Origin of the sequence: Streptomyces lonarensis (assembly GCF_012033735.1) — a bacterium.
Lineage (GTDB): Bacteria > Actinomycetota > Actinomycetes > Streptomycetales > Streptomycetaceae > Streptomyces > Streptomyces lonarensis.
Genome location: NZ_JAAVJD010000030.1, coordinates 1 through 21105, shown reverse-complemented (window position 1 = coordinate 21105; position 21105 = coordinate 1). Strand labels below are relative to the sequence as shown.

The following is a 21105-nucleotide window of genomic DNA, read 5'->3' as shown; positions in this document are numbered from 1 at the left end:
CAGTACGTCCGCCGGGCAGTACGACGGGCGGGCAGTACGGCGGGGGGCGGCCCGGGCCGGGCCGGGGTGCACCCCGGCCCGGGTCGCCGTCCGCGACACCGCCCGCCGCCGAGACGGCCACCGGTGCCGGGCCGCAGGCCTGAAGGGGCGGCGTCAGGGGCGGCGCAGCCGGAGCGCGAGGAACATCGGCTGCCGGTGCGTCTTCCGCCACCGGCGCTCGTCCACCACCCGAGCTGCGTCGGTGCCACGGGGCTCCCGCAGCTGCTCCAGCACGAACCCGGCGGCCAGCAGCTCGCCGAGGACGGTCTCCATTGTCAGCCTCCGGTAGTCGAGCGCGTGCCCGTCCCCGAGCGGCAGTCGGACGCGCTCCTCGTCGAAGTAGGAACCGCCGAAGTACAGCCAGTCAGCGGTGGGGTGGGTGGTGGAGAGCACCAGCGCACCGCCGGGGCGGACGACCCGGTGGACCTCGGCGAGGAACTCGGCGCGTCGCTCCAGGTGGTGGTGGACGAGCGCCACCACGGCGAGGTCGACCGAAGCGTCGGGCAGGAAGTCCAGTGGCCGTTCGAGGTCGTGGAGGTGGAGGCCGACCCGGTCGGCGGGCGTGCCGGCCAGCCGTTCGCGGGCGGCGTCCAGCAGGGACGCGCTGCCGTCGACACCGGTGACGGCAGCGGCGCCGCGCGCCACCAGCTCGGCCGCGTAGTGACCTGCCCCGCACCCGAGGTCGAGAACGCGCAGGTCAGTGACGTCACCGGCCAGTTCGAGCATCGCGGGGCGGTCGGTGTGGGCGTTGTACGCGCTGTCGGTGGCCTGGGCGGCGAACAGTTCGCCCAGCGGTCCGTGATAGGCGGTCTCGGCAGTCATCGGCACATCGTGGCAGGCGGCTCGGCACGCTGCCGACCGCTTTTCGCTTCCACCGCGGGCAGCCCTCGGCCCGGCGCTCCGCTCGCCGGTGGCCGTCGGGACGTGCGCGATGCGTCGCGGCCCGCGGGAGCGCGACGCCTTCTCGGTCGGCGGGGCGCCGCCGACGTGATCGGTGGTTAGGCGATCGACGGCGGCGCTCCGCTGGGCTGTTCAGTCGTCGGCGACGTCCACCCCGTAGCCGCGTGCCAGGTCGACGAGCCCGGTGTCGTATCCCTGTCCCACGGCGCGGAGTCGCCACACCGGGCCGCGCCGGTACAACTCCGCGAGCAGCAAGGTGCGTTCCGTGGTGGCAGCGTCGAGCGTGGCCTGGGCCAGGGGCGCTGCACCGGGGCCGGGAGCGGCGAGCAGGTGGACCGCGCCCACGTCCCCGAACGTGGCGTCGCCGTCGATGGCCGCGGCCAGGACGACCTTGCGGGTGCCGGGGGCGAGCGCGGAGAGCTCCACCGCCACCGTCTGCTCGGTGGGGCCGTCCGCGAGCAGCCGGACGGAGCCGTCGGGGCACTCCGGCGCGCCGTAGAAGACGAAGTCCTCGTCCCCGCCGACCTGTTCGTCCTCGTCGACAGCGAGGGCGACGACGTCGATCTCGCAGCGGGTCTGCTGGGCCCACGAGACCGTGAGGTCCCAGCCGGTACCCACGGCGGCGACGGGCAGGTCGATGACGGCGCCGAGGGAGAGGATGTGCGGGGTGCGGGGGACGGTCGCGGAGGGCAGGGCGGTGGGCGGCGGCGGGGAGTCCAGCCAGCGCCGGTCGTGCACCGGCAGCCCCAGGGCCTCGATGCGCCGCATCCGGCGGTCGTGCTCGCCGCCCGGCAGGGTGACGACGTCGCTGACGCTCGCGGAGAGGTTGATCGCCGCCCCGCCACCGAGTGCCGTCACGCGCGCCCGGGCCCGGGCGGTCTCCTCGTGCGCCCCGCCGAGGACGAGCACCCGCCGTCCGACGAGGGGTTGTTCGATCGTGGGGACGCGGGCGGCACCAGCACGCCGCCTACCGGTCTGCGCCGCGACGGCGGCGGGCGACGGGGCCGCGGCAGGCCCGGCGGGCGGCGGGCCGGCCGGGGCTTCGACCGACGGGGCGACCGGAGGTGCGGCGGGCGCTGGTGCGGTGGCACCGGGCGCGGCCGGCGCGGGTTCGGAAACCGGCGCGGGTGAGGGCGCGAGCGACGGCTCGGCCGCGGCCGACGGCGCGAGCGACGGCGCCGCCGACGGCTCGGGCGGTGGGGCGTCCTGCTGCCGTTCGCGCGGAGCGGGGACCGCAGCGACCTGGAGGTCGTGGCGGACGCCCGGCCGCACGTCGGCCAGCAACGCCAGGAAGGTGCGCTCGTCGACGACGGGCACCCCGTCCGCGACGGCGCGGCGGGCCTTGCCCGAACCCGAGCCGAGGTCGTTGGTGACCAGGACGCTGGTGTGGCGGCTGACCGAGTTCATCAGGTTCAGTCCGGCGGCGACGGCGCGAGCGGCCAACTCGGTGCGGGCCGTGGCGGTCTCGCCGGTGATCGCGACCTTCATCCCCTGGGTGAGCGGTCCGCCCGCCGGGAGCGGCCCGGGGTTGCGGAAGGCACAGGGCTTCTTCCGGGGCTGCGGCGCGAACTGCGCCTCCTGGCGCGGCGGGCACGCCACCAGCGGCAGCTCCAGGCCGAGGTGGCGCGCTTCGCCGAGCGTGGCGCGCAGCACGCCCTCCAGTACCCGGGTGTCGTCGGCCGCGTCGTGCGGGGCGAGTTGGGTGACGCCGTAGTAGGCGGCGAGGGTGCCCAGTCGGAGGTCCTCGGTCGGCGGGTCCACGCGGCGGTTGAGCGCCAGGGTGCAGAGCCGCTGCGCCACCGGGAGGAACTGCCCCGCGCGGGCGAACTCGTGCGCCAGGAAGTCGTAGTCGAACTGCGCGTTGTGCGCGACCATCACGCGGTCGCGCAGCAGCGCCGCCACACGGTCCACCACGCGGTCGAAGGTCGGTGCGCCACGCAGCCGTTCGGCCGTCAGGCCGTGGATCTCCACCGGGCCGGGGTCGCATCCGGGGTCGAGGAGGGTGGTGAACTCGCCGGTTCGTCGCCCCTCCTGGTCGAGGGTGATCACGGCCAGTGAGAGGACGCGGTCGCGACGCGGCACCAGGCCGCTCGTCTCGACGTCCACGAGGGCCCACTCGTGGGCGTAGGTGCGCAGTCCCGCCCCGTCCGGGGCCTGCAGAGGAACGGTCATGCGCACAGGATGTTCACAGCGCGGGTGTCGCCGTGGCGGAACGGTGATTTGCGGGGGAATGTCACCGACACCCGCCCCGAGGGGAGCCAGGCCCGTCGCCCGGGCACGCCTGTCGCCCGGGGCCGTCACAACCCGCGGGCGACAGGGGTCCAGGGCCGCCCGGCATGTCAGAGTCGGGGGCGTCGGCCGGGTGGAACGGTCACGCCGGGTCGGTCACCAGCCGCAGCCGGGCCGTCGAGCGGGGGGCGTGGCCGGTACCGGTTCCGGCGCGGGAGGCGGCGGGGCCGAGTCGCACCGGGGTGCCGGTCCGACGTGGCGCGCCTGCGCCGTGGTGGTGGGCGGCGGGCTTCTTGCTCTCGGCGCCCCGAGGGCTGTGCGACTCCTGCGCGCCATGGCCCGACCGCTCCCCCGTGCCGTGGACGGCGCGCAGCCCGCCGCGCTCGGCCCCGAAGCCGAATCCGTCCGGCAGCGCGGGGCGCGCGGGCGGCTCGGTGACCAACCGGTCGACGGCAGCGACGCCGTGCTGGTCGAGACTGACCCGGTACACGGTCCGGCCGTCCTTGGTCTCGACCGGCTGCACGTGGAACGCCATGGGCATGGGGCTACCTCTCGGAACGAAGTTGGTGGGGGAAGTGGGCCCGAACGGCGTACCGGTGGCCGCCGTCAGGGGATGGCCGCCTCCGGCGCTGCAAACGCCGCAAGCGGAGGGTGACTGCGCGGCACGGCCGTCCGGAGGCCGGCACCGGACTGCGGTCCGGCCACTCCCGAGGCCCGGTCGCACCGTCGCCGACCCGGGGGCACCGGCGCGGAGTTCCCCGAGGTCACAGGGCCCCGCGCACCGTTCGACGGATGTCGCCGAGCCGCGCGATGATCCGGCCGGACACCGCCTGACCATGATGCGCAGATCGGCCCCGACGCGGGTGACAAGCCCTGGCTCGCGGCGCGGGCGGGCGGCCCGGCGGGACACCGTTACGCAACCCGGCGCGATTGCATCGCAGGTCACAGCGGGTGAGGCACCCCGGAGCACAGGTCCGGAACCGTGACGGAGGCGCTTCTCGTACATTCGTGCGCCGGGTGGACGTTCACGGGGCCGTCTGGTCCACTCCCCCGGCCCGCGCCCCAGCTCACCCCCGCTCGCCGCGCCCGGGCCACGCGCGCGCCGCCTCGCGCCCGGCCGCCGGGCTCGACCACGTACGCCCCGCTCGCACACCCGTGGCACGGCCAGGGGCGGACCCGGCCGGACCACGCGTGCGGGGCGGCGACGCGGGGGCGCCCGGCGCCGGCGGAACCGCGTACGGAGCGCGACGGGGCGCGTGGGGCCACTGATGCACCTGGTGTGCGTCGGACAACTGGCGCGGGTATCCCGCCAGATTCACCGCTGCCTCCCCGTAGGGCCTTCACCACGACAAACTACTCATCGCAGTTGTCCGACCACGACCGACGGAGGTCCCCGTGTCCCGTAGGGACAACGACATCGTGCCGATCCTGATCGACACGAAGAACGAGATGAAGCGCGCGATCGACGGCCTCGACCAGCGGGTGGGCGAGCTCGACCGCGAGCTGCGCACGACGCTCCGCGGCGCGCTCGCCGAGCTGCGCAGCGGGCCGCTCGCCGATCTGAAGACCTCGCAGCGGGAGATCCGCACCAGCGCCGGCAACGCGGGCCGCAGCGCCGGGGACGCCGCCGCGGCCGTCGCCGAGCTGCGGGACGACATCGGCCGACTGCGCTGCGGCTTCGAGGTGTTGCAGGGGCATGTGGCGGAGCTGCGGTCGCTGCTACCCGCGGTGGTGGAGCCGGTCGGCGGCCCGGCGGGCCGGGAACAGCACGGCCTCGGTTCCGTCGGTCCCGCCGACGGGGGCGGGCCCGACCCGCGCGCCACCCACCTGGCGGTGGTCCCGCCCCAGGCGGAGTCCCCGGCCGAGGAGTCGCTGCCCCCGGACCGCGCCGCGGCCGACGACACCGGGCAGGAGGCCGGAGCGGACGCACGGCGGTCGGAACCGGCGGCGGAGTCTCCCGGGCCCGAGGCCGTGCCGCTCACGGGCGCCGCGTCGGACGCGGCGCCGCCGACGGCGGACGGGCCCGCGCGCCCGGCGGAGGAGTCCGGTACGGCGGGCGCGCCGGAGGACGCGGCGCCGGATGCCGCCACGGTCGAGGTCGACACCCTCGACACCCGCTCCCCCGGCGGGGAGCGGGTCGGCCCACACGACGGCGAGGGCAGCGGCGAGCAGCCGCAGGGCGACCGACCCGACCGTCCCTGCTGGGAGTTGGAGGGGGACGAGCCGCGGGTGTACACCACGGGCGGCCTGCAGCGGGCCATCCTGCGGGCGAGCAAGGTGGCGTCGGCAACGCTCACCTGCCACGCGGACACCTGGGAGTTCGTGACCTCGAAGACCGGCGGGCACCCGCATTTCCGCACGCCGCCGACGGCCGAGACCGACGGCGGCCTCGTCGCCGCGCAGCTCTCCGGGCGGTCGCTCGTGGCGCTGCTGCTCACGCTGCACCGGGTCGCCGTCACACCGTTGGAGACGGGGTGCGACGAGGACCTCGTCAAGCGGTCCGACTGGGCGATGGCCGCGCAGGTCTACGGGACCACGGCCGAGGTGCTGCGCCACACGTTGACCGACGGCACCGCCCCCGTGGTCATCACCATCGACAACCGCCTGCACAACCTGCCGTAGGCGGCGGCCAGAGGACCCCGGCGACGCGACACGGTCACACCCCGGCCGCAGGAGGCCGCCCCGCACCCGGCGGCCCTCCCTCCCCCCTCGCGCCGTCCGGCCGCGCCACAACTCCCCTTCGCACAAGGGGTATCGGGCCCGGCCGCCGGGCAACCCCGGCTCCCCGCCGAGTGCTCAGCCCTTCTTCCGCCGCCGACGGGCCACCTCGTACGACGACCAGTCCCCCTGGTGGTCCTGGCAGCGCGCGGTGCCCGGCACCACGTACCGCCGGCACCGCGTCCCCGCCTTGGTCCGTCCGCCGCATCGGGTCTTCACAGCCCACCTCCGCAGTGACCGGCCCGCACCCGCGTGCGGGCTCGCAGCCGCCAGCCTGGTCGGCCGGTCCCGGTCGCTGAAGGCGCGAACGGGAGGCGTCCGGGGCACGGCGGCGGCTCGCGCGGCGGATGCGCCCCGTTCGCGCGCGTCGCGCTCTCGGTCGAGCCCACCCCCTCGCTCCGCCCGCCCGCCACTCGTTCGCCCGCCGCCGTTCGCACGGGGCAGGCCGCAGGCCGCCGTTCGCACGGGGCCGTTCGCACGCCGCCGTTCGCACGCCGCAGGACGCAGGACGCAGCGCCGGTCAGGTCGAGCGGACGCGCCGATCGGCGGTCGCGCCGGGCGTCACTCGCCGCCGTTGAGCGCCTCGGCGAAGAGCGGGGCGACCTTCTCCAGCGCGAACGGCACCGAGAGGATGGACTCGGTGGCGAAGGCGGTGCTGATCCCGTCGGTGCTGTCGATGATCAGCGACCGGCCGTCCTCGACGGCGGGGATCGCCTGGAACAGCGGGTCGTCGGCGATCTCGTCGGCCTCGATGCCGATGGGCGCGATGATCAGCAGGTCGGCGTCGAGCATGTTGAGGTTCTCGCGGGAGACCTCGATGGAGAAGTCCTCCGTGGCCTGCTCCTGCACCTGCTCGTTGTTGACCAGGCCGAGGCGCTCCACGAAGTCGACGCGACCGGTGCCGCGCACGTAGGCGCCGTAGCCGTTGGAGGTGCGGGAGCCGACGGTGACCGACTTGCCCTCGAACTCCGGGTACTCCTCGATGACGGCCTGGAACCCGGCCTCCACCTCGGCCAGCAGTTCCTCACCCTTCTCCGGGACGCCGAGCGCGGCCGAGATCATCTCGGTCTGGGTGCGGTGCGAGGTCAGGTAGTTGTCGCCGCCCTCGGGAACGCCGACGGTGGTGGCGATCTTCGACAGCGTGTCGTAACGCTCCTGCGCGCCGCTGGACTTGACGTCGATGATCAGGTCCGGGTTCAGCTCGGCGATCTTCTCGAACTCCGGCTCCAGCGTCCCGATGATCTCCGGGCTCTCGTCGTACAGCCCCTCGGCCCAGGGGCCGACGCCCTCGCCGCCGAAAGCCAGCCAGTCGCTGGCGCCGATCGGCTGCTCCCCGAGGGCGAGCACCGTCTCGGCGTCGCCCCAGCCGAGCGCGAGGATGCGCTGCGGCTTCTCCTCGATGGTGATCTCGCCGAACTTGGTCTGCACGGTGGCGGGGAACGCGCCGTCGGTGGTCTCCGAGGCGCCCGAGTCGCCGCCGTTGTTGGCCGCGCTGTCGCCGCTGTCGTTGTCGGCGTCGGAGCCGCAGGCGGTGAGCGACATGAAGAGCATCGGGGCGGCGAGGGCCGCGGTCAGCCGGGTGAGACGGCTGAGCGGGCGGCGGGTCCGCCGGGTGGCGGCGCGGGTACCGGGAACGGCTATGGCTGCGTGGCGCATCGGAATCTCTCGTGTGGGTGGGACGGCAAGGTCGGTGCGGGCGGCGGGTGTCGGCGCCCGGCGGTCAGTCGGGGCGGTCGCCGTGGTCGGCGGGCGGGGCGCCGCACCGCCGGCAGGCGTCCGGCGGCAGCGGGTCGCGGCCGGCGGGCTGCGCGGCGGCCTCGGCGGTCGGTGCGTCGGCGGCGGGCCGGGCGCCGTGGTGGCGGCCGGCGGGCACGATCAGCGGCGTCGCGGAGACGGGGTCGATCGCGACGGTGCACTCCAGGCCGAAGACCTCCCGCACCAGGTCGGCGTTCATGATCTGCGAGGGCGGGCCCTCGGCGATGACCGACCCGGCGCGCAGCGCGACCAGGTGGTCGGCGTAGCGGCAGGCGAGGTTGAGGTCGTGGAGTACGGCGACGACGGTGGTGCCGTACTCGTGGTTGAGGTCGGTGACCAGGTCCAGGACGTCGAGCTGGTGGGTGACGTCGAGGAAGGTCGTCGGTTCGTCCAGCAGCAGGATGTCGGTGCGCTGGCAGAGCGCCATCGCGATCCAGACGCGCTGCCGCTGCCCGCCGGAGAGCGCGTGGACGGGCCGGTCGGCGAGGTCGAGGATGCCGGTGTCGGAGAGGGCGCGGGCGACGGCCTCGTCGTCCTCGGGTGTCCAGCGGCGGAACCAGCCCTGGTGCGGGTACCGGCCGCGGCCGACGAGGTCCTGGACGGTGACGCCGTCGGGGGCGACGGGGTTCTGCGGGAGGATGCCGACGACCCGGGCGACGTCCTTGGTGGGCGTCTCGCTCAGGTCGCGGCCGTCGAGGAGGACGGCGCCGTCGGTGGGCGCCAGGAGCCGCGCCATCGACCGCAGCAGCGTCGACTTCCCGCAGGCGTTGGGGCCGACGATCATCGTGATGCGGCCGGGCGGGATGTCGAGGCTGAGCCGGTCGACGACGGTCCGGCCCTCGTAGCCCAGGCTGACCTCGCGTGCCTGGAGGGTGCGTTCCTGGATCATGGCTGGCTGCTGTCCTCTCCCCGCCGTGCGCGGGACGGGGCGGTCCGGGGCGCGGTCGAGCCGGCGGCGGTGAACCGGGTGGTGAACGCGCGGGCGGGGGGCCGGGGCGTGGTGGGTGCGGTCATCCGCCGCTGCCCTCCTTGTTGTTGCGGGCCAGCAGCCACAGCAGGTACGGCGCGCCGATGATGCTGGTGGCGACCCCGACGGGCAGCTGGACGGAGGAGATGAGGTGCTGGGCGGCGAAGTCCGCGAGCAGCACGATCAGCGCGCCGACGAGGGCGGCGGGCACCAGCGCCGCGCCGCGGCCGGGGAGCAGCCGTCGGGCGATCGGCGCGGAGACGAACGCGACGAACGCGACCGGCCCGGCCGCCGCGGTGGCGACACCGGCGAGGGCGACACCGCAGGCGATGAGCGCGAGCCGCGCCGCCTCCACCCGGACCCCGAGTCCGCCGGCGGCGTCGTCGCCGAGTTGCAGCGCCCGCAGCCGGCTCGCCACCAGCGCGGTGAGCGGCAGCAGGACGGCGAGGGAGATGGCCAGCGGTACGAACTGGTTCCAGGAGCGGCCGTTGAGGCTGCCGGTGAGCCAGACGAGCGCGCTCTGCGCCTCGGTGACGCGGGAGCTGGTGAGCTGGTAGCTGATGACGGAGGCGAGTCCGGCGGCGATCCCGATGCCGACGAGGACCAGCCGGTAGCCGCTGACGCCCTGGCGCCAGGCGAGCCCGTAGATGAGCGCGGCGGTGACGAAGGCGCCGCCGAGGGCGGAGAGCGAGAGCGCGAAGCCGCTGACGCCGAAGGTGAGGGTCGCCGTGACCGCGGTGGCGCTGGCGCCGGCGCTGATGCCGATGACGTCGGGGCTGGCGAGCGGGTTGCGCAGCAGCGTCTGGAAGACGGCCCCGGCCAGCCCGAACGCGATGCCGACGGTCAGGGCCAGCAGGGCGCGGGGCAGCCGGAGTTCCATGACGACGAAGCGGGGGCCGCCGCTGCCGCCGCCGGTGAGGATGGCGATGAGGTCGGGCAGCGGCACCACCATGTCGCCGTAGCCGACGGCGAGGGCGAACGCGGCGGTGACGGCGGCCGCCAGCACGAGGACGACGGCGGTGGTGCGGGCCCTGACGCGCAGCCGCGCACCGCGGATGGTCGCGACGGCGGCGGCCTCGTCGGCCGGGTGGAGGCGGTGCGCGGTGCGGGTCGGCGCGGCGTCACGGTCGGCGCGGCGGTCGGCGCCGGAGTCGGGGCCGGACCAGGCGGCGAGTGTGACGGCGCCGGCGGGGGCGACGGCGGCGGGCCGGGCTGTCGCACCGGGGTCCGCGCCGGGGTCTGCACCGAGGTTCGCGGGGGTCTCGCGCACGGGGGTCTCGCGCTCCGGGTGGTGGTCCTGAGGTCGGGCGGCCCGGCCGCCGGTGGCGGTCACAGCTCGGCCAGCCGGTGGCGGCGGACGAGCAGCACGAACGGCACGCAGCCGATGGCGGCGGTGACGACGCCGACCTGCACCTCGCCGGGCGAGGCGAGGAACCGGCCGACGAGGTCGGCCGTCAGCAGCAGCGCGGGCGCGGCGAGGGCGCTGTACGGCAGCACCCACCGGTAGTCGGGGCCGGTGAAGGTGCGGACGGCGTGCGGCACGATCAGGCCGAGAAAGGCGATGGGCCCGGCGACGACGGTGGCGGAGCCGCAGAGCAGCACCACGGCGGCAGCGGCGCCGAGCCGGGCGCGGCCGACCCGCTGGCCCAGGGCGCGGGCCAGGTCGTCGCCGAGGGCGAGGGCGTTGAGGGAGCCGCCGAGTCCCAGGGCGACGACGGCGCCGAAGAAGATGAACGGTCCTGCGAGCCAGAGCACTTCCGCGTCGCGGGCGGTCAGCGAACCGACCTGCCAGAACCGGTAGTGGTCGAAGGTGCGCGAGTCGGTCAGCAGGATCGCGGTGGTGATCGAGCCGAGGACGGCGCTGGTGGCCGCGCCGGCGAGCGCCAGCTTCACGGGCGTGGCGCCGTCGCGGCCGAGGGAGCCGATGCCGTAGACCATCACCGAGGCGAGCAGCGCGCCGAGGAAACCGAACCAGATGTACTGGTTGGCGGAGTTGAGGCCGAGCAGCGTGATGGCCAGGACGACGGCCACGGCGGCGCCGGCGTTGACGCCGAGGATGCCGGGGTCCGCCAGCGGGTTGCGGGCGACGCCCTGCATCACCGCGCCGGCGAGGCCGAGCGCGAGTCCGGCGAGCAGCCCGGCGATGGTGCGCGGGACCCGCACCTCCCAGACGATGAGCTGCGCGTGCTGGGTGAGGTCCTTGGCGAAGAAGGCGTTCCGGACGTCGGCTGCGCCCGCCGGGCCGGAGCCGTTGACGAGGCTGGCCCAGGTGAGCGCGGCGAGTACGGCCAGCAGGCCGACGAGGCCGAGGGTGAGGACCGCCGGTCGGTGCGACCGTCGCGCCGGAACGGACGTCGGCGTCGCGCCGTGGCTGCCGGGGCCCGCGGCGGCGTTCGCCCCGGCGGGTTTCGTCAGACCGACGCGACCGGTACCGTCGGCCTGGCCGGTCGTCCCGCTGTCTCCGGACGGGCCGGGACCGGGTTCGCCCCGCACTGGGGACCTACTGCTCGTTGCACTCACCATGTGTCCGTACGATGGGAACGTCACCTACCGGCGCACGCGGGCACGGACCCGGTGCACACCTGGGCAGAAGGTTAGCCTAACCTTACCTTGCACCACTGGGGTATCCGACGGGAGTACGACGTGCTGGACGTGACCGAGGCGACCGCCGCTCCGACGCAGAACATCGCGACGGAAGAGACGAAGCCCCCGGCGGCGACCCCGATCGTGCCGCTCCGCGACGCCGACCAGCTCTCCGAACTGCTCGGCACCCCGCACCCGCTCGTCATCGAGAAGGTCCACGCGGAGCTGACCGAGGACGACCTGTCGGTCCTCGCCCGCTCACCGTTCTGCGTCGTCTCGACCGCCGACGCCGCCGGCAACTGCGACGCCTCCCCGCGCGGGGTCGAGGCCGGCTCGCTGCAGATACTCGGGCCCTCGACCATCGCCCTGCCCGACCGGCCCGGCAACCGGCGCGGCGACAACTTCCGCAACATCCTGGAGAACCCGCACATCGGCCTGCTGTTCCTGGTGCCGGGCAGTTCCGAGGTGCTGCGGATCAACGGCCGCGCCACGATCGTCACCGACGGGCCGTTCTTCGACGCGATGGCCCACCGCGGCCGCCGCCCGGTCCTGGCGACCGTCGTCGAGATCGACGAGATCTACCGCCACTGCCCCGCCTCGCTGCGCCGCGCCAAGCTGTGGGACACCAGCAACTGGCCGTACGACGAGTGACGGTTCCGGCTACCGCCGGGCGCACGACCCCGCTGGCCGCGCCGACCCGCTGAGGTGCGGCCCCGGCGGATGGGCTCAACCCCGCCGCGCTCGTGCCGAGCTGCCCGACTCCGCTGCACCCCGCGTCGCTGCCTGCCGTGCGGTCACCCCACGGGGGAGGTGATCGCACGGCGGACAGCGACGCGGCGGCACTCGGCCGGGGCGGGGCTCGGCAGGTGCGACGTTCGGTAGGCGCGGCGTTCGGCAGGTGTGGGGCGGGAGCGGCGGAGTAGCCTCCTGCCGTGACGGGACACCAGGACGAGACGGGCGCGGCCTACGACGGCGTCGTCGCCCGCTACGCGGCGGCGTTCGCCAACCGGCTGGAGGGACAGCCGTTCTCACGGAACATGATCGGCACCTTCGCCGAGCTGGTCCGGGAGACGGGCAACTTCCGCACCGCCGACCTCGGCTGCGGCCCGGGCCACCTGACGGACATGCTCGCCGACCTCGGCCTGGACGCCCTCGGACTCGACCTCTCCCCCGGCATGCTGACCCACGCCCGCCGGGCCCACCCCGAACTGCGCTTCGCCCAGGCGCGGATGGAGTCCCTGCCACTGCCGGACGGTGCCCTCGGCGGCGCCCTGGCGCACTACTCGATGATCCACACCCCACCCAGCGAACTGCCCGGCCTGCTCGCCGAACAGGCCCGCGTCCTGGCGCCGGGTGGGCTGCTCCTCGCCTCGTTCTTCGCGACGGAGCAGCCCGAACCCGTCCGCTTCGACCACAAGGTGACACCCGCCTACAGCTGGCCGGTCGAACGATTTGCGGAACTCGTCGCCGATGCGGGCCTCTTCGTAGCGGCGAAGCTCACCCACGACCCGCAATCCGAACGCGGCTTCCTTGACGCCCACATCCTCGCCCGCCGCGTCTGACGACGGCGCGAGCACGGACGGCGCACCTGGCACGCCTCTGTCTGAGGGTGGGCGCCCGCAGCCCCGAGGCCCCTGAACCGAGCTACTGGCGCGCCACGTTGGGACCGCTGGTCGGTTGCGGCGCAGAGTGACCGGCCGCAGCTGCACCGCCCCTGCCGAGGCCGTGACGGAGAAAGGGAAAGACCGTCGGTCCATCCCGGCAGGGGCGGGGTCGTGGGCGCCGCTCGACGCGGTCAGCGATCCGACGCAGGCCGCAGCAGCGGGCGGGCAGAGAGCGAGTAGAGAACCTCGACGGCCTCGGCACCCCAGACACGGTCGGCACCTCTGGCGTTGGCGCTGACGGGCTGCCCGCCGGCCAGCGCCGCGCACTGCACCGCACGGAACTCCGCGTCGGCCGCCCACTCGCGGAAGACCACGGACACCGGACAGGCATAGCCGCCGTCCTCCTCGGCCGGGTCGCCGTCGACCGCCTCCAGCACCGCCGCGAGCCGGTCCGCCTCACTGTGCAGCCACGCCACGGCCTCCTCCGGCGAGTCCAGCCAGGCGCCGGACAAGTACCACTCCCCACCCGCCTCCGGCGACCGCACCTTCGCCTCCGCCCAGTAGCCGTCGGCGGTGAATCCAGCGGTCACCTTCGGATCTCCGCCCCGGGCGTGCTGCGTGCCGCAGGCCGGGCGGCCTCCGCCGAACGACAACGCAGGCGGGGTGACGACGTCCGACCGGGCGGCGCGGCGGAGAGCCGCACGTACGAAGCTGTGCTCACCGGTTTCTCAGCTCCTTGAGATGAGTTTCGATCACCCGGCTCAACTCCCGCCACCGCGAGACGAGATCAGGGAGCGGCTTCGCGCTCGCATCGTTCCCGGGCGTCGACGATCGCGCCCCCTCTTGCGCGGGGTCGCGCTGGGCATCCTGATCGGGTTCTGTCATCCGGCGGCACCATTCCGGCACGGGCGGTGAGAGAGACTCCGCTCGGGTACCCGCAGCTCAGCCAGTGTTGTGAGGGACCGAGCGGTGTCGCACGGCCCGGCCGCTGCCGTACGGTTCTCAGTTCTGAACTCAGTCACGGGTTCCCTGCCCTCATGGATCGATTGGCCCCACTCCTCCGCCGACAGGCATCACAGCTGCCCCGCGAGACGAGCGGTCGTCGTCCCCAAAAGCCTCACGGGCCACCACGCCGGGCACCACTGCGAGAACGCCGCACTTACGCTGCGTGTACGCGGCATCGGGTAGCGTGATCAGGGCACACGGTGCAGCGGAGGTGCCATGGCGGACAGACGGTCGAAGCTCGCACGCCAACGCAAGTCGCGTGGGTTCACACAGGAGTCGTTCGCGCACGCGCTGGGGGTCGACCGGACCACCGTCCAGCGCTGGGAGCGTGGCGAGGCAGAGCCGCACCCGACGCAGCGCCCGAGGATGGCGAGCCTGCTGGGTCTCGCACCGGACGAACTGTGCGCCCTCCTGATCAGCGCCGAGACGTTCCCGGCCGATGCCGGCCACTGGCTGGGCAGTCCCTGTTCCGACGCGGACGACGAACTGCAAGCCCTGGAGCTGGCCCGACGGGTCCAGGCGAGCGATGTCGGCGCCGAGACACTGCACCGCCTTGAGCTGGCGTTCGAGGAGCTGGCGAAGGCGTACCCCGTTACGCCGCCGCTGGAGCTGCTCGACCGCGTCCGCAAGCACATCTCCTACGTCGGCCAGCTCCTGGAAGCCCGCAAGACGCTCGCGGAGCACCAGAGACTGCTCACCCTCGGCGGGTGGCTGTCGCTGCTCGGCGCCACGCTGCACATCGACGTCAACCAGCCGGGCCCGGCCACAGCACGGCTGAACACGGCGGTCGCTCTGGCCAAGCAGGCGGGCGAGGCGGAGATCGAGTCCTGGTGCTACGAGACGGAGGCCTGGCGAGTCCTCACGGACGGCGACTACAAGAGGGCGTTGGACCTTTCCCTGCTCGCACGGCACACCGCGCCCGCCGGCAGCTCGGTCGCCGTTCAGGCCGCAGCCCAGGAGGGGCGAGTACGCGCCCGACTCGGCCACGCCCGAGAGACCTACCTCGCGGTGGACCGAGTGCAGAACCAGGCAGCGACACTCTCCATGATCCGCGCACCGGACCACCACTACCAGTACGACCCCGGAAAGTCGGTGGCCTACACCGCCACCACGCTGGCCTGGATCGGCGATCCGACGGCGGAAGGCTACGCACGCGAGGTCATCGCCCAACTGGCGCCTCGTGATGGAGCCGCCAGAATGCCCCGACGAGCGGCGTCGGCATACATCGACCTCGCTCTGACGCTGCTGGCCACCGACCGCCTGGATGAGGCGAGCGCCGCAGCACAGCGGGGCATACTGTCGGGCCGCATCGTCCCGTCGAACCATTGGCGAGCCCTGGAAATCGTCACGGCCGTCGAGAGAAGAAGGCTCCCGGAAGCGGCGGATCTGCGCGACGCGTACGAGGAGATGAGATCTCCACCCCACGCAAGCAGGGCGCGTCGGCCCTCGGCTCCCGCAAGGGCCGACACCACCTGCCCGCCATGAGGGCAGGCAGCCGACGCTTCGCGCCGGCCCGCAGCTTCAGAGACGCGCATTCACACGAGAGCAGGAGACCGCACATGACCGACGAACCAGGTCGCATCTTCCGCAATGCTTGGATCTCCGGAGTTCGGACCCACTTCCCAGGGGAGCCAAAGCCCGGGTATGTGACCCCGTGGGATCAAACACCAGAATGGGAACGTCAGGCTGCCGCGTCGGTGTTCAAGCAGGTCTACGACCTCGTTGAAGCAAGCGGCGGAAAGACCACCGAGCTCACCCGCGAGCAGAAGAGCAGATTCGTCGCAATCTGCTGGGTTGCGCAGGTCCACAAGCACTTCGAGTCGCCCAAGCCAGGGTATGTGGCGGACTGGGAATCCCTGCCGGAGTGGCAGCAGGAAACCGACGCGGACATCTTCGAGGAGATCGAGCGGCACGCCGGACCGAGCTGACCGAGCAACCGAGCCGTGCCCCCCTGCGGATGCCGGGAACGCTCAGCACCCTCGGGCAGCAGGCATCGCAAGGACGCTCTTGCTCACATCCCACCGGTTGTGGATGGACACAACTCCTTTGGCGTTGCATGGACCCGGCAGCCAGCGGCCACCCTTCGGCCACAATCGGTGCATGGGCAACGTGATCGGGGCCAACATCCGGCGACTTCGAGAGGCACGCGACTGGAGCCAGTCGCGACTCGCCCGGGAGACCTGCAGAGCCGCTCATATCCAGGGCGAGCCCGTCGAGCGCCAGGACATCAGTCGATACGAGCACGGCAAAGGAACGCCTCGCGAATGGTTACCGCACATCGCGGCAGCGCTCGGCGTCCGCCTGGAAGACCTCACCTCGGAGTCAGCCGAGCTGCGAGCATCGAAGGCCCGCTTGGGCGACTACCTCCCGGACGTCAACCCGCTGGCGCCCGTCTGCGGCACGAGAACAAGAAGGCTCGGCAGCCGGGACGTTCATGACATTGCCCATCGAGCGCACGGATTGAGGCTCGCGGACGACGTGATCTCGGGCGGCGATCTGATCCGCCCGGCGCTACGAGAGCTGCGCACCACGGTGAAGATCTACCGCGAGAGCACCTACACCGAGAGCGTCGGCAACTCGCTCTTGGCGCAGATCGGTGAGATGGCACAGATCGCAGGCTGGATCGCCAGCGACGTCGGCCGACCGGAGGAGGCGGAACGCGTCTACCGCCTCGGCATGGACGCCGCCCGACAGGCCGAGGACGGAACGCTCCTCGGATATCTCACGGGATCTCTCGCCTACCAGTTCAGCAACACCGGACGCGAGGCGGACGGCGTCGCGCTGGCCCAAGCAGCTGTGGACGAGGCGGGGCACGGAGCACACTCGACAGCGCGGGCCCTGTACCTGGACCGGCTCGCCTGGGCGCACACCAAGGCAGCGGACGCACGGTCGGCAGTCCGTGCCCTGGGCGATGCCTCAGAAGCGCTTGCCGCCGGCGGCGGCGGGCGAGCGGCGCCGGGCTACGTGTACTGGATGAACGCGGATGAGCTGAAGATCATGGAGGCACGCTGCTACACCGAGCTGCGCAGGCCATTGCGCGCGGTGCCCCTGCTGCGCGACGTGCTCGCCAGGTACAACGTGACGCACACGCGCGAACTTGCCCTCTACCTCTCCTGGCTCGCGGTGGCCCTCACCGATGCCAACGAACCGGATGAAGCGGCGGATGTCGCACGACGCGCCCTCGATATCTCGCAGTGCATCGCGTCTGCCCGAACCAGCGGCAGAGTTCGCGTGATACTGCATCACCTGCGCCCCTTCGCGGATGTGCCAGAGGTAGCCGCCCTTTTCAGAGACCGAGGTCTCGGGCGTCCAGACTGACTACTGCCCCTGATCGAGCACTGCCGCCGCCTGCCTTGCTGCTTCGGACCCTCGCTTCCACGGGCCACACCACCACCCAACGCGGTTCGCCCCTTCCCTCCTGCACAGTGAGGCGTGGACATGTGGCTTTGCATGGCAGACATCGGGTGGGAGAACCCGCATGCGCGGGGAGGAGATGACGTGCAGCTCGGCAAGGGTGGCGGTCAGGGGAACACCCCCGCATGCGCGGGGAGGAGTGGAGCTGGTCGGCGAGGGCGGTACCCCGTTCGGGAACACCCCCGCATGCGCGGGGAGGAGTCGAGCGGCGCGGAGGACTCGCGCGTGCGGTCGGGAACACCCCCGCATGCGCGGGGAGGAGAACTCCGCGGGCACCCACCTCGCCGGCGTCGTCGGGAACACCCCCGCATGCGCGGGGAGGAGGAAGCTGCCGCAGGCGGCGAGGGCTTGGGCTCGGGAACACCCCCGCATGCGCGGGGAGGAGAGTGCGCGACCTGGGGCGTTAGGCGGCGGCAAGCTGGATTTTACTTACTTTGCCAAAATCCGGCATTTGCCCCATAAGCACCCTCTCGCCTTCTCCCGAGCCGTGCGGTGTCCGGTCCACAGCAGGACCGTACCGGTTCTGCGCCGCCGACGTGCGGGTGCCGGGAACCCGGCGAGCAGAGGCGCAGCGCTGCCCGTGCCGTGGCGGTGGCCGTCTAGCATCCGGTCGTATGAACGACACCGTGTACGTGGGGAACGCCGGCAAGGACGCGCCGTTGGACCGGGGCTGGCTGCTGGGGCACTTCAAGGAGCCCGGCGACCCCCGTCACAGTGACGCACTGGAGATCAAGTGGGGCGTGCACCCGCCCGGCGACGAGCGGGCGGAGTGGGTGCGCGGCGAGGAGCGGACGGCGCTGCTGGTGTTGATCAGCGGCCGGTTCCGGGTGGAGCTGCCCGGGCAGAGCGTGGTTCTGGCCGAGCAGGGCGACTACGTGGTCTGGGGCAAGGGCGTGGACCACTCCTGGTACGCGGAGGAGGAGTCCGTGGTGCTCACCGTCCGCTGGCCGTCGGTCCCCGGCTACGCGGTCCGAGAGCCGGCAGCTGACGAGGCTCTCGCGGCGCCGTCGCAGGAGGGCTGAGACCGCCGCGCCGGCGGCCATGCGCCCGACCTGCGGTCCCGGCCACTGCGGGGAGTCGCCACGGCCCTGCGGGAGCGCGGCCCGCGCCCCGTCGCGGCAGTTGGCCAGTCCCGGCAGGGCCGGGGGAAGAGACCGACGAGATAAACAGGGATACATGATCGAGTCGCACTGCACCATCCGTATCGGGCGGCCCTCGCTGGATCTCGACGCCGCCGAACGGTTCTACGTCCGCGGCCTGGGGCTGTCGGTGCTGTACCGCGCGACGGGGCGCCCCGAGGCCGGCGAACGCGACCTGCTGATGGTGGGGCCGGAGAACGCGGCCTGGCATCTCGAACTGACCGCGAGTGAACACGACGTCGTCGTTCCCGCGCCCACGCCGGAGGACCTGCTGGTCGTCTACCTCGGGAAGCCGGTCTCCGAGTCCTTCGTGGCCCGCGCGACCGAGCACGGCGGCACCGTCGTCCCGTCCCACAACCCCTACTGGGACCGGCAGGGCGTCACGCTCAGGGACCCCGACGGGTACCGGATCGTCCTCACCGAGCGCCGCTGGAGCAGCTGAGCCGCCACCGTCCGACCGCCGGTCCGCGAAGCGCGGCCGGCCAGGGCCGGACGGCAGCGGCCGGACAGCAGCGCCCGGACGGCAGCGGGTGGACGGCAGCGGCAGCGGCCCGGGGGCTCCGGCCTACGCTTGGGTGCATGCACGCCGCTCGCCCACCGTCCCGCCCCGTGGGCACGATCACCCGGGGGACGACCGGGGTGAACCGGCTGCGCCGCATGGACCGCTGGATCGCCGACGCCCACGGAGCGGCGCTGCGCGCCAGCGCGACGCCGCCGCTGGCGGTCGATCTCGGTTACGGTGCGGCGCCCTGGACCGCCGTGGAACTGCTGGGACGGCTGCGCACGGTACGGGCGGACGCGCAGGTCGCCGGGGTGGAGATCGACCCGGCGCGGGTGGCGGCCGCCCTGCCGTTCGAGCGGGACGGGCTGCGGTTCCTGCGGGGCGGTTTCGAGGTGCCACTGCCGTCCGGCACCCCTCCCCCGCTGCTGATCCGCGCCGCCAACGTGCTGCGGCAGTACGACGAAGCGGACGTGCCCGCCGCCTGGGCGCGGCTGACCGGCGCGCTCGCCCCCGGCGGGCTGCTGGTGGAGGGGACGTGCGACGAGATCGGCCGCCGCCACGTCTGGGTGGCGCTCGACCGCGGGGGCCCGCGCACGGTCACCTTCGCGGCGCGCCTCGCGGGGCTGGACACCCCGTCCGACCTCGCGGAACGGCTCCCCAAGGCACTGATCCACAGGAACGTCCCCGGCGAACCCGTCCATGCGCTGCTGCGTGACCTGGACCGGGCCTGGGCTGCCGCCGCACCGTACGGCGCGCTGGGCGCCCGGCAGCGGTGGATCGCCACCGCCCGCGCCGTCGCCGCCGACTGGCCGATGACCGACGGCCCCCGCCGCTGGCGGCAGGGGGAGATCACGGTGCGCTGGGAGGCCGTCGCACCGCGCGGCGGCTGACGGGCGGTGCAATGGCGGCCCCGGCGCCACACCGTGGGGTCGCTCCGCGGAACGGCGAGCGGCGCGACTACCGTGCCGCGCCGCTCGTGATTCCGGGGGCGCGCCCCTCCGTCCCCGTGTCACGCGGCGACGAGCGGCCCGCCCGGACCGCTGCCCGTCCGGCCACCCACGCCCGCCGAGCGGGGACGCGGGGACGCCGGGACGCCGGGGCGGCTACGCGCACGAGCGGCAGTGCGGCTGCGGGCTGTGGCGGAGCCCCCTGAGCACCGCGCGGACTTGCACCTTCCGTAGCGGCATGTGGTGCGCTGGAGCCGCGTCCCGATCCTTCGAGAGAGGCCCCAGCCCATGCACGCGCGCATCACCTCACCACGCCAGGTCACCATCGGGGACGCGGCGACCTTCGCCGGCACCACGCCGCGGGCGATCCGCCACTACCACCAGATCGGGCTGCTCCCCGAGCCCGAGCGCGGTGGTGACGGCCGGCGCCGCTACGGGTACGAGGACATGATCCGCCTGCTGTGGATTCGCCGGATGGCCGATGCCGGAATCGCGCTGGACGACATCCGCGACGCCTTCACCGGCGGCGCCGCGTCCACCGACGCGGCACCCGGCGCGGTCTCCGCCGACGCGGCAACCGCCGGGGCGGACAGCGGGGCCGCCATCGAGGACACCCTGGAGCGGCTGGCGGACGCCCTGGCCACGCAGGAGGCGGAGCTGCGGCGGCAGCGCGCCGCCGTGCAGCGGATGCGCGCCGAGGGCAGCCGGATGGGTCTGCTCTCCGACCTCGTCACCGAACGCCTCAAGAGCGTCCCCGAGGGCTCGCTGCGCCAGGCGGACCTGGACACGCTGCTGGTCACCGAGCGGATCTTCGGCCCGCTCGGATCGGCCGTCCAGGCCGGGCGCTTCGTCGCCCTCGCCCGGGACCCCGACCTGCGGGAGGAGTCCGACCGGGTCGACGCGGCCGAGGAGGCCCTCGACGACAGCGTCGCCGTCGACGACCCGCGGGTGGCCCGGGTGGCCGGCGAGCGACACGCGTTCGAGAACAGGCTGAACGCCGTCATGGAGGAGTCCGGTCAGAACGAGAGGGACGACGCCCTCTTCGACGCCTGGGAGGAGACGCACCCCTCCGAGGACGAGACCGGGCTCGAAGCAGGCGGCCGGACACCCGGCACGATCAGCGCGGGCGAGGCCGTCGGCATGATGCCCTACGACTTCTCCCCGGCCCGCCTGCGTTGCATGGAGCTGGCCGTGGAACTGGGCGCCCCGGAGCAGGAGACGCCCTGACGCCGCGCCCGACCGAGCACGGCGTCCGGCCCGACCCCGCGCGGGCCCATGCCGGGCCGCGCGGGGCGCCCGCCGG

General features: G+C 73.7%; 18 protein-coding genes and 1 CRISPR repeat array. Of the genes, 10 read left to right on the top strand and 8 right to left on the bottom strand.

Annotation, left to right across the window (positions count from 1 at the left end):
- Nucleotides 1-153 precede the first annotated feature (153 nt).
- The 3 genes from HCN56_RS06570 to HCN56_RS06560 all read right to left on the bottom strand — a co-directional run bounded on the left by HCN56_RS06570 (nt 154) and on the right by HCN56_RS06560 (nt 3709).
- A complete protein-coding gene (locus tag HCN56_RS06570; protein WP_167968535.1) occupies nt 154-861 on the bottom strand; it encodes a class I SAM-dependent methyltransferase in 708 nt (235 codons plus the stop codon).
- A 210-nt stretch (nt 862-1071) separates the two neighbouring features.
- The gene (locus HCN56_RS06565; protein WP_167968534.1) at nt 1072-3111 is read right to left on the bottom strand and encodes a TerD family protein; all 2040 of its coding nucleotides are present in this window, start codon (nt 3109-3111) and stop codon (nt 1072-1074) included.
- A gap of 199 nt (nt 3112-3310) precedes the next feature.
- Nucleotides 3311-3709 (bottom strand): hypothetical protein, encoded by a 399-nt coding sequence (locus HCN56_RS06560; RefSeq protein WP_167968533.1) that lies wholly within the window; start codon nt 3707-3709, stop codon nt 3311-3313.
- Nucleotides 3710-4563: 854 nt separating this feature from the next.
- Here HCN56_RS06560 and HCN56_RS06555 point away from each other — a divergent pair.
- The gene (locus HCN56_RS06555; RefSeq protein ID WP_167968532.1) at nt 4564-5790 is read left to right on the top strand and encodes a hypothetical protein; all 1227 of its coding nucleotides are present in this window, start codon (nt 4564-4566) and stop codon (nt 5788-5790) included.
- A 657-nt stretch (nt 5791-6447) separates the two neighbouring features.
- Here the strand turns inward: HCN56_RS06555 and HCN56_RS06550 are convergent.
- From HCN56_RS06550 to HCN56_RS06535, 4 genes are all read right to left on the bottom strand, one after another.
- Nucleotides 6448-7542, bottom strand: coding sequence for an iron-siderophore ABC transporter substrate-binding protein (locus tag HCN56_RS06550; RefSeq protein ID WP_167968531.1), 1095 nt, complete (start codon nt 7540-7542; stop codon nt 6448-6450).
- Nucleotides 7543-7606: 64 nt separating this feature from the next.
- Nucleotides 7607-8530 (bottom strand): ABC transporter ATP-binding protein, encoded by a 924-nt coding sequence (locus tag HCN56_RS06545; RefSeq protein WP_167968530.1) that lies wholly within the window; start codon nt 8528-8530, stop codon nt 7607-7609.
- A gap of 121 nt (nt 8531-8651) precedes the next feature.
- Nucleotides 8652-9665 (bottom strand): FecCD family ABC transporter permease, encoded by a 1014-nt coding sequence (locus HCN56_RS06540; RefSeq protein ID WP_376770845.1) that lies wholly within the window; start codon nt 9663-9665, stop codon nt 8652-8654.
- A 272-nt stretch (nt 9666-9937) separates the two neighbouring features.
- Nucleotides 9938-11131: a FecCD family ABC transporter permease gene (locus tag HCN56_RS06535; protein WP_167968529.1), complete on the bottom strand. Its 1194-nt coding sequence runs from the start codon at nt 11129-11131 to the stop codon at nt 9938-9940.
- A gap of 162 nt (nt 11132-11293) precedes the next feature.
- Between HCN56_RS06535 and HCN56_RS06530 the strand changes: the two genes are divergently transcribed.
- Together HCN56_RS06530 and HCN56_RS06525 are read left to right on the top strand one after the other, a co-directional pair.
- On the top strand, nt 11294-11842 hold the full coding sequence (locus HCN56_RS06530) for an MSMEG_1061 family FMN-dependent PPOX-type flavoprotein (protein ID WP_167968552.1): 549 nt from the start codon (nt 11294-11296) through the stop codon (nt 11840-11842).
- Nucleotides 11843-12123: 281 nt separating this feature from the next.
- Nucleotides 12124-12753: a class I SAM-dependent methyltransferase gene (locus HCN56_RS06525; protein ID WP_167968528.1), complete on the top strand. Its 630-nt coding sequence runs from the start codon at nt 12124-12126 to the stop codon at nt 12751-12753.
- Between the two features lie 233 nt (nt 12754-12986).
- On the opposite strand, the gene HCN56_RS06520 is transcribed toward HCN56_RS06525, so the two are convergent.
- Entirely contained in the window at nt 12987-13385 is a 399-nt protein-coding gene (locus HCN56_RS06520; protein WP_167968527.1) for a hypothetical protein, read from the bottom strand.
- A gap of 631 nt (nt 13386-14016) precedes the next feature.
- Here HCN56_RS06520 and HCN56_RS06515 point away from each other — a divergent pair.
- The 7 genes from HCN56_RS06515 (at nt 14017) to HCN56_RS06485 (ending at nt 21029) form a co-directional block, all read left to right on the top strand.
- Nucleotides 14017-15285, top strand: a complete 1269-nt coding sequence (locus tag HCN56_RS06515; protein ID WP_167968526.1) for a helix-turn-helix domain-containing protein — start codon at nt 14017-14019, stop codon at nt 15283-15285.
- A gap of 74 nt (nt 15286-15359) precedes the next feature.
- The gene (locus HCN56_RS06510; RefSeq protein ID WP_167968525.1) at nt 15360-15728 is read left to right on the top strand and encodes a hypothetical protein; all 369 of its coding nucleotides are present in this window, start codon (nt 15360-15362) and stop codon (nt 15726-15728) included.
- A gap of 172 nt (nt 15729-15900) precedes the next feature.
- On the top strand, nt 15901-17118 hold the full coding sequence (locus tag HCN56_RS06505) for a helix-turn-helix transcriptional regulator (RefSeq protein ID WP_167968524.1): 1218 nt from the start codon (nt 15901-15903) through the stop codon (nt 17116-17118).
- A gap of 205 nt (nt 17119-17323) precedes the next feature.
- Nucleotides 17324-17599: direct repeats of the CRISPR family, unit length 31 nt; unit sequence TCGGGAACACCCCCGCATGCGCGGGGAGGAG.
- Between the two features lie 229 nt (nt 17600-17828).
- A complete protein-coding gene (locus tag HCN56_RS06500; RefSeq protein WP_167968523.1) occupies nt 17829-18236 on the top strand; it encodes a cupin domain-containing protein in 408 nt (135 codons plus the stop codon).
- Between the two features lie 154 nt (nt 18237-18390).
- Complete coding sequence (locus HCN56_RS06495) at nt 18391-18795, top strand: VOC family protein (RefSeq protein ID WP_167968522.1); 405 nt, start codon at nt 18391-18393, stop codon at nt 18793-18795.
- A 137-nt stretch (nt 18796-18932) separates the two neighbouring features.
- The gene (locus HCN56_RS06490) at nt 18933-19745 is read left to right on the top strand and encodes a class I SAM-dependent methyltransferase (RefSeq protein ID WP_167968521.1); all 813 of its coding nucleotides are present in this window, start codon (nt 18933-18935) and stop codon (nt 19743-19745) included.
- A 345-nt stretch (nt 19746-20090) separates the two neighbouring features.
- Nucleotides 20091-21029, top strand: a complete 939-nt coding sequence (locus HCN56_RS06485) for a MerR family transcriptional regulator (RefSeq protein WP_167968520.1) — start codon at nt 20091-20093, stop codon at nt 21027-21029.
- Nucleotides 21030-21105: the final 76 nt, after the last annotated feature.

Bases quoted from the DNA above. Each gene is read 5' to 3' on its own strand.
- HCN56_RS06565 (WP_167968534.1), bottom strand. From the start codon at position 3,111: ATGACCGTTCCTCTGCAGGCCCCGGACGGGGCGGGACTGCGCACCTAC.
- HCN56_RS06570 (WP_167968535.1), bottom strand. From the start codon at position 861: ATGACTGCCGAGACCGCCTATCACGGACCGCTGGGCGAACTGTTCGCC.
- HCN56_RS06535 (WP_167968529.1), bottom strand. From the start codon at position 11,131: ATGGTGAGTGCAACGAGCAGTAGGTCCCCAGTGCGGGGCGAACCCGGT.
- HCN56_RS06500 (WP_167968523.1), top strand. From the start codon at position 17,829: ATGAACGACACCGTGTACGTGGGGAACGCCGGCAAGGACGCGCCGTTG.
- HCN56_RS06495 (WP_167968522.1), top strand. From the start codon at position 18,391: ATGATCGAGTCGCACTGCACCATCCGTATCGGGCGGCCCTCGCTGGAT.
- HCN56_RS06505 (WP_167968524.1), top strand. From the start codon at position 15,901: ATGGGCAACGTGATCGGGGCCAACATCCGGCGACTTCGAGAGGCACGC.
- HCN56_RS06560 (WP_167968533.1), bottom strand. From the start codon at position 3,709: ATGCCCATGGCGTTCCACGTGCAGCCGGTCGAGACCAAGGACGGCCGG.
- HCN56_RS06515 (WP_167968526.1), top strand. From the start codon at position 14,017: ATGGCGGACAGACGGTCGAAGCTCGCACGCCAACGCAAGTCGCGTGGG.
- HCN56_RS06490 (WP_167968521.1), top strand. From the start codon at position 18,933: ATGCACGCCGCTCGCCCACCGTCCCGCCCCGTGGGCACGATCACCCGG.
- HCN56_RS06485 (WP_167968520.1), top strand. From the start codon at position 20,091: ATGCACGCGCGCATCACCTCACCACGCCAGGTCACCATCGGGGACGCG.
- HCN56_RS06550 (WP_167968531.1), bottom strand. From the start codon at position 7,542: ATGCGCCACGCAGCCATAGCCGTTCCCGGTACCCGCGCCGCCACCCGG.
- HCN56_RS06510 (WP_167968525.1), top strand. From the start codon at position 15,360: ATGACCGACGAACCAGGTCGCATCTTCCGCAATGCTTGGATCTCCGGA.
- HCN56_RS06545 (WP_167968530.1), bottom strand. From the start codon at position 8,530: ATGATCCAGGAACGCACCCTCCAGGCACGCGAGGTCAGCCTGGGCTAC.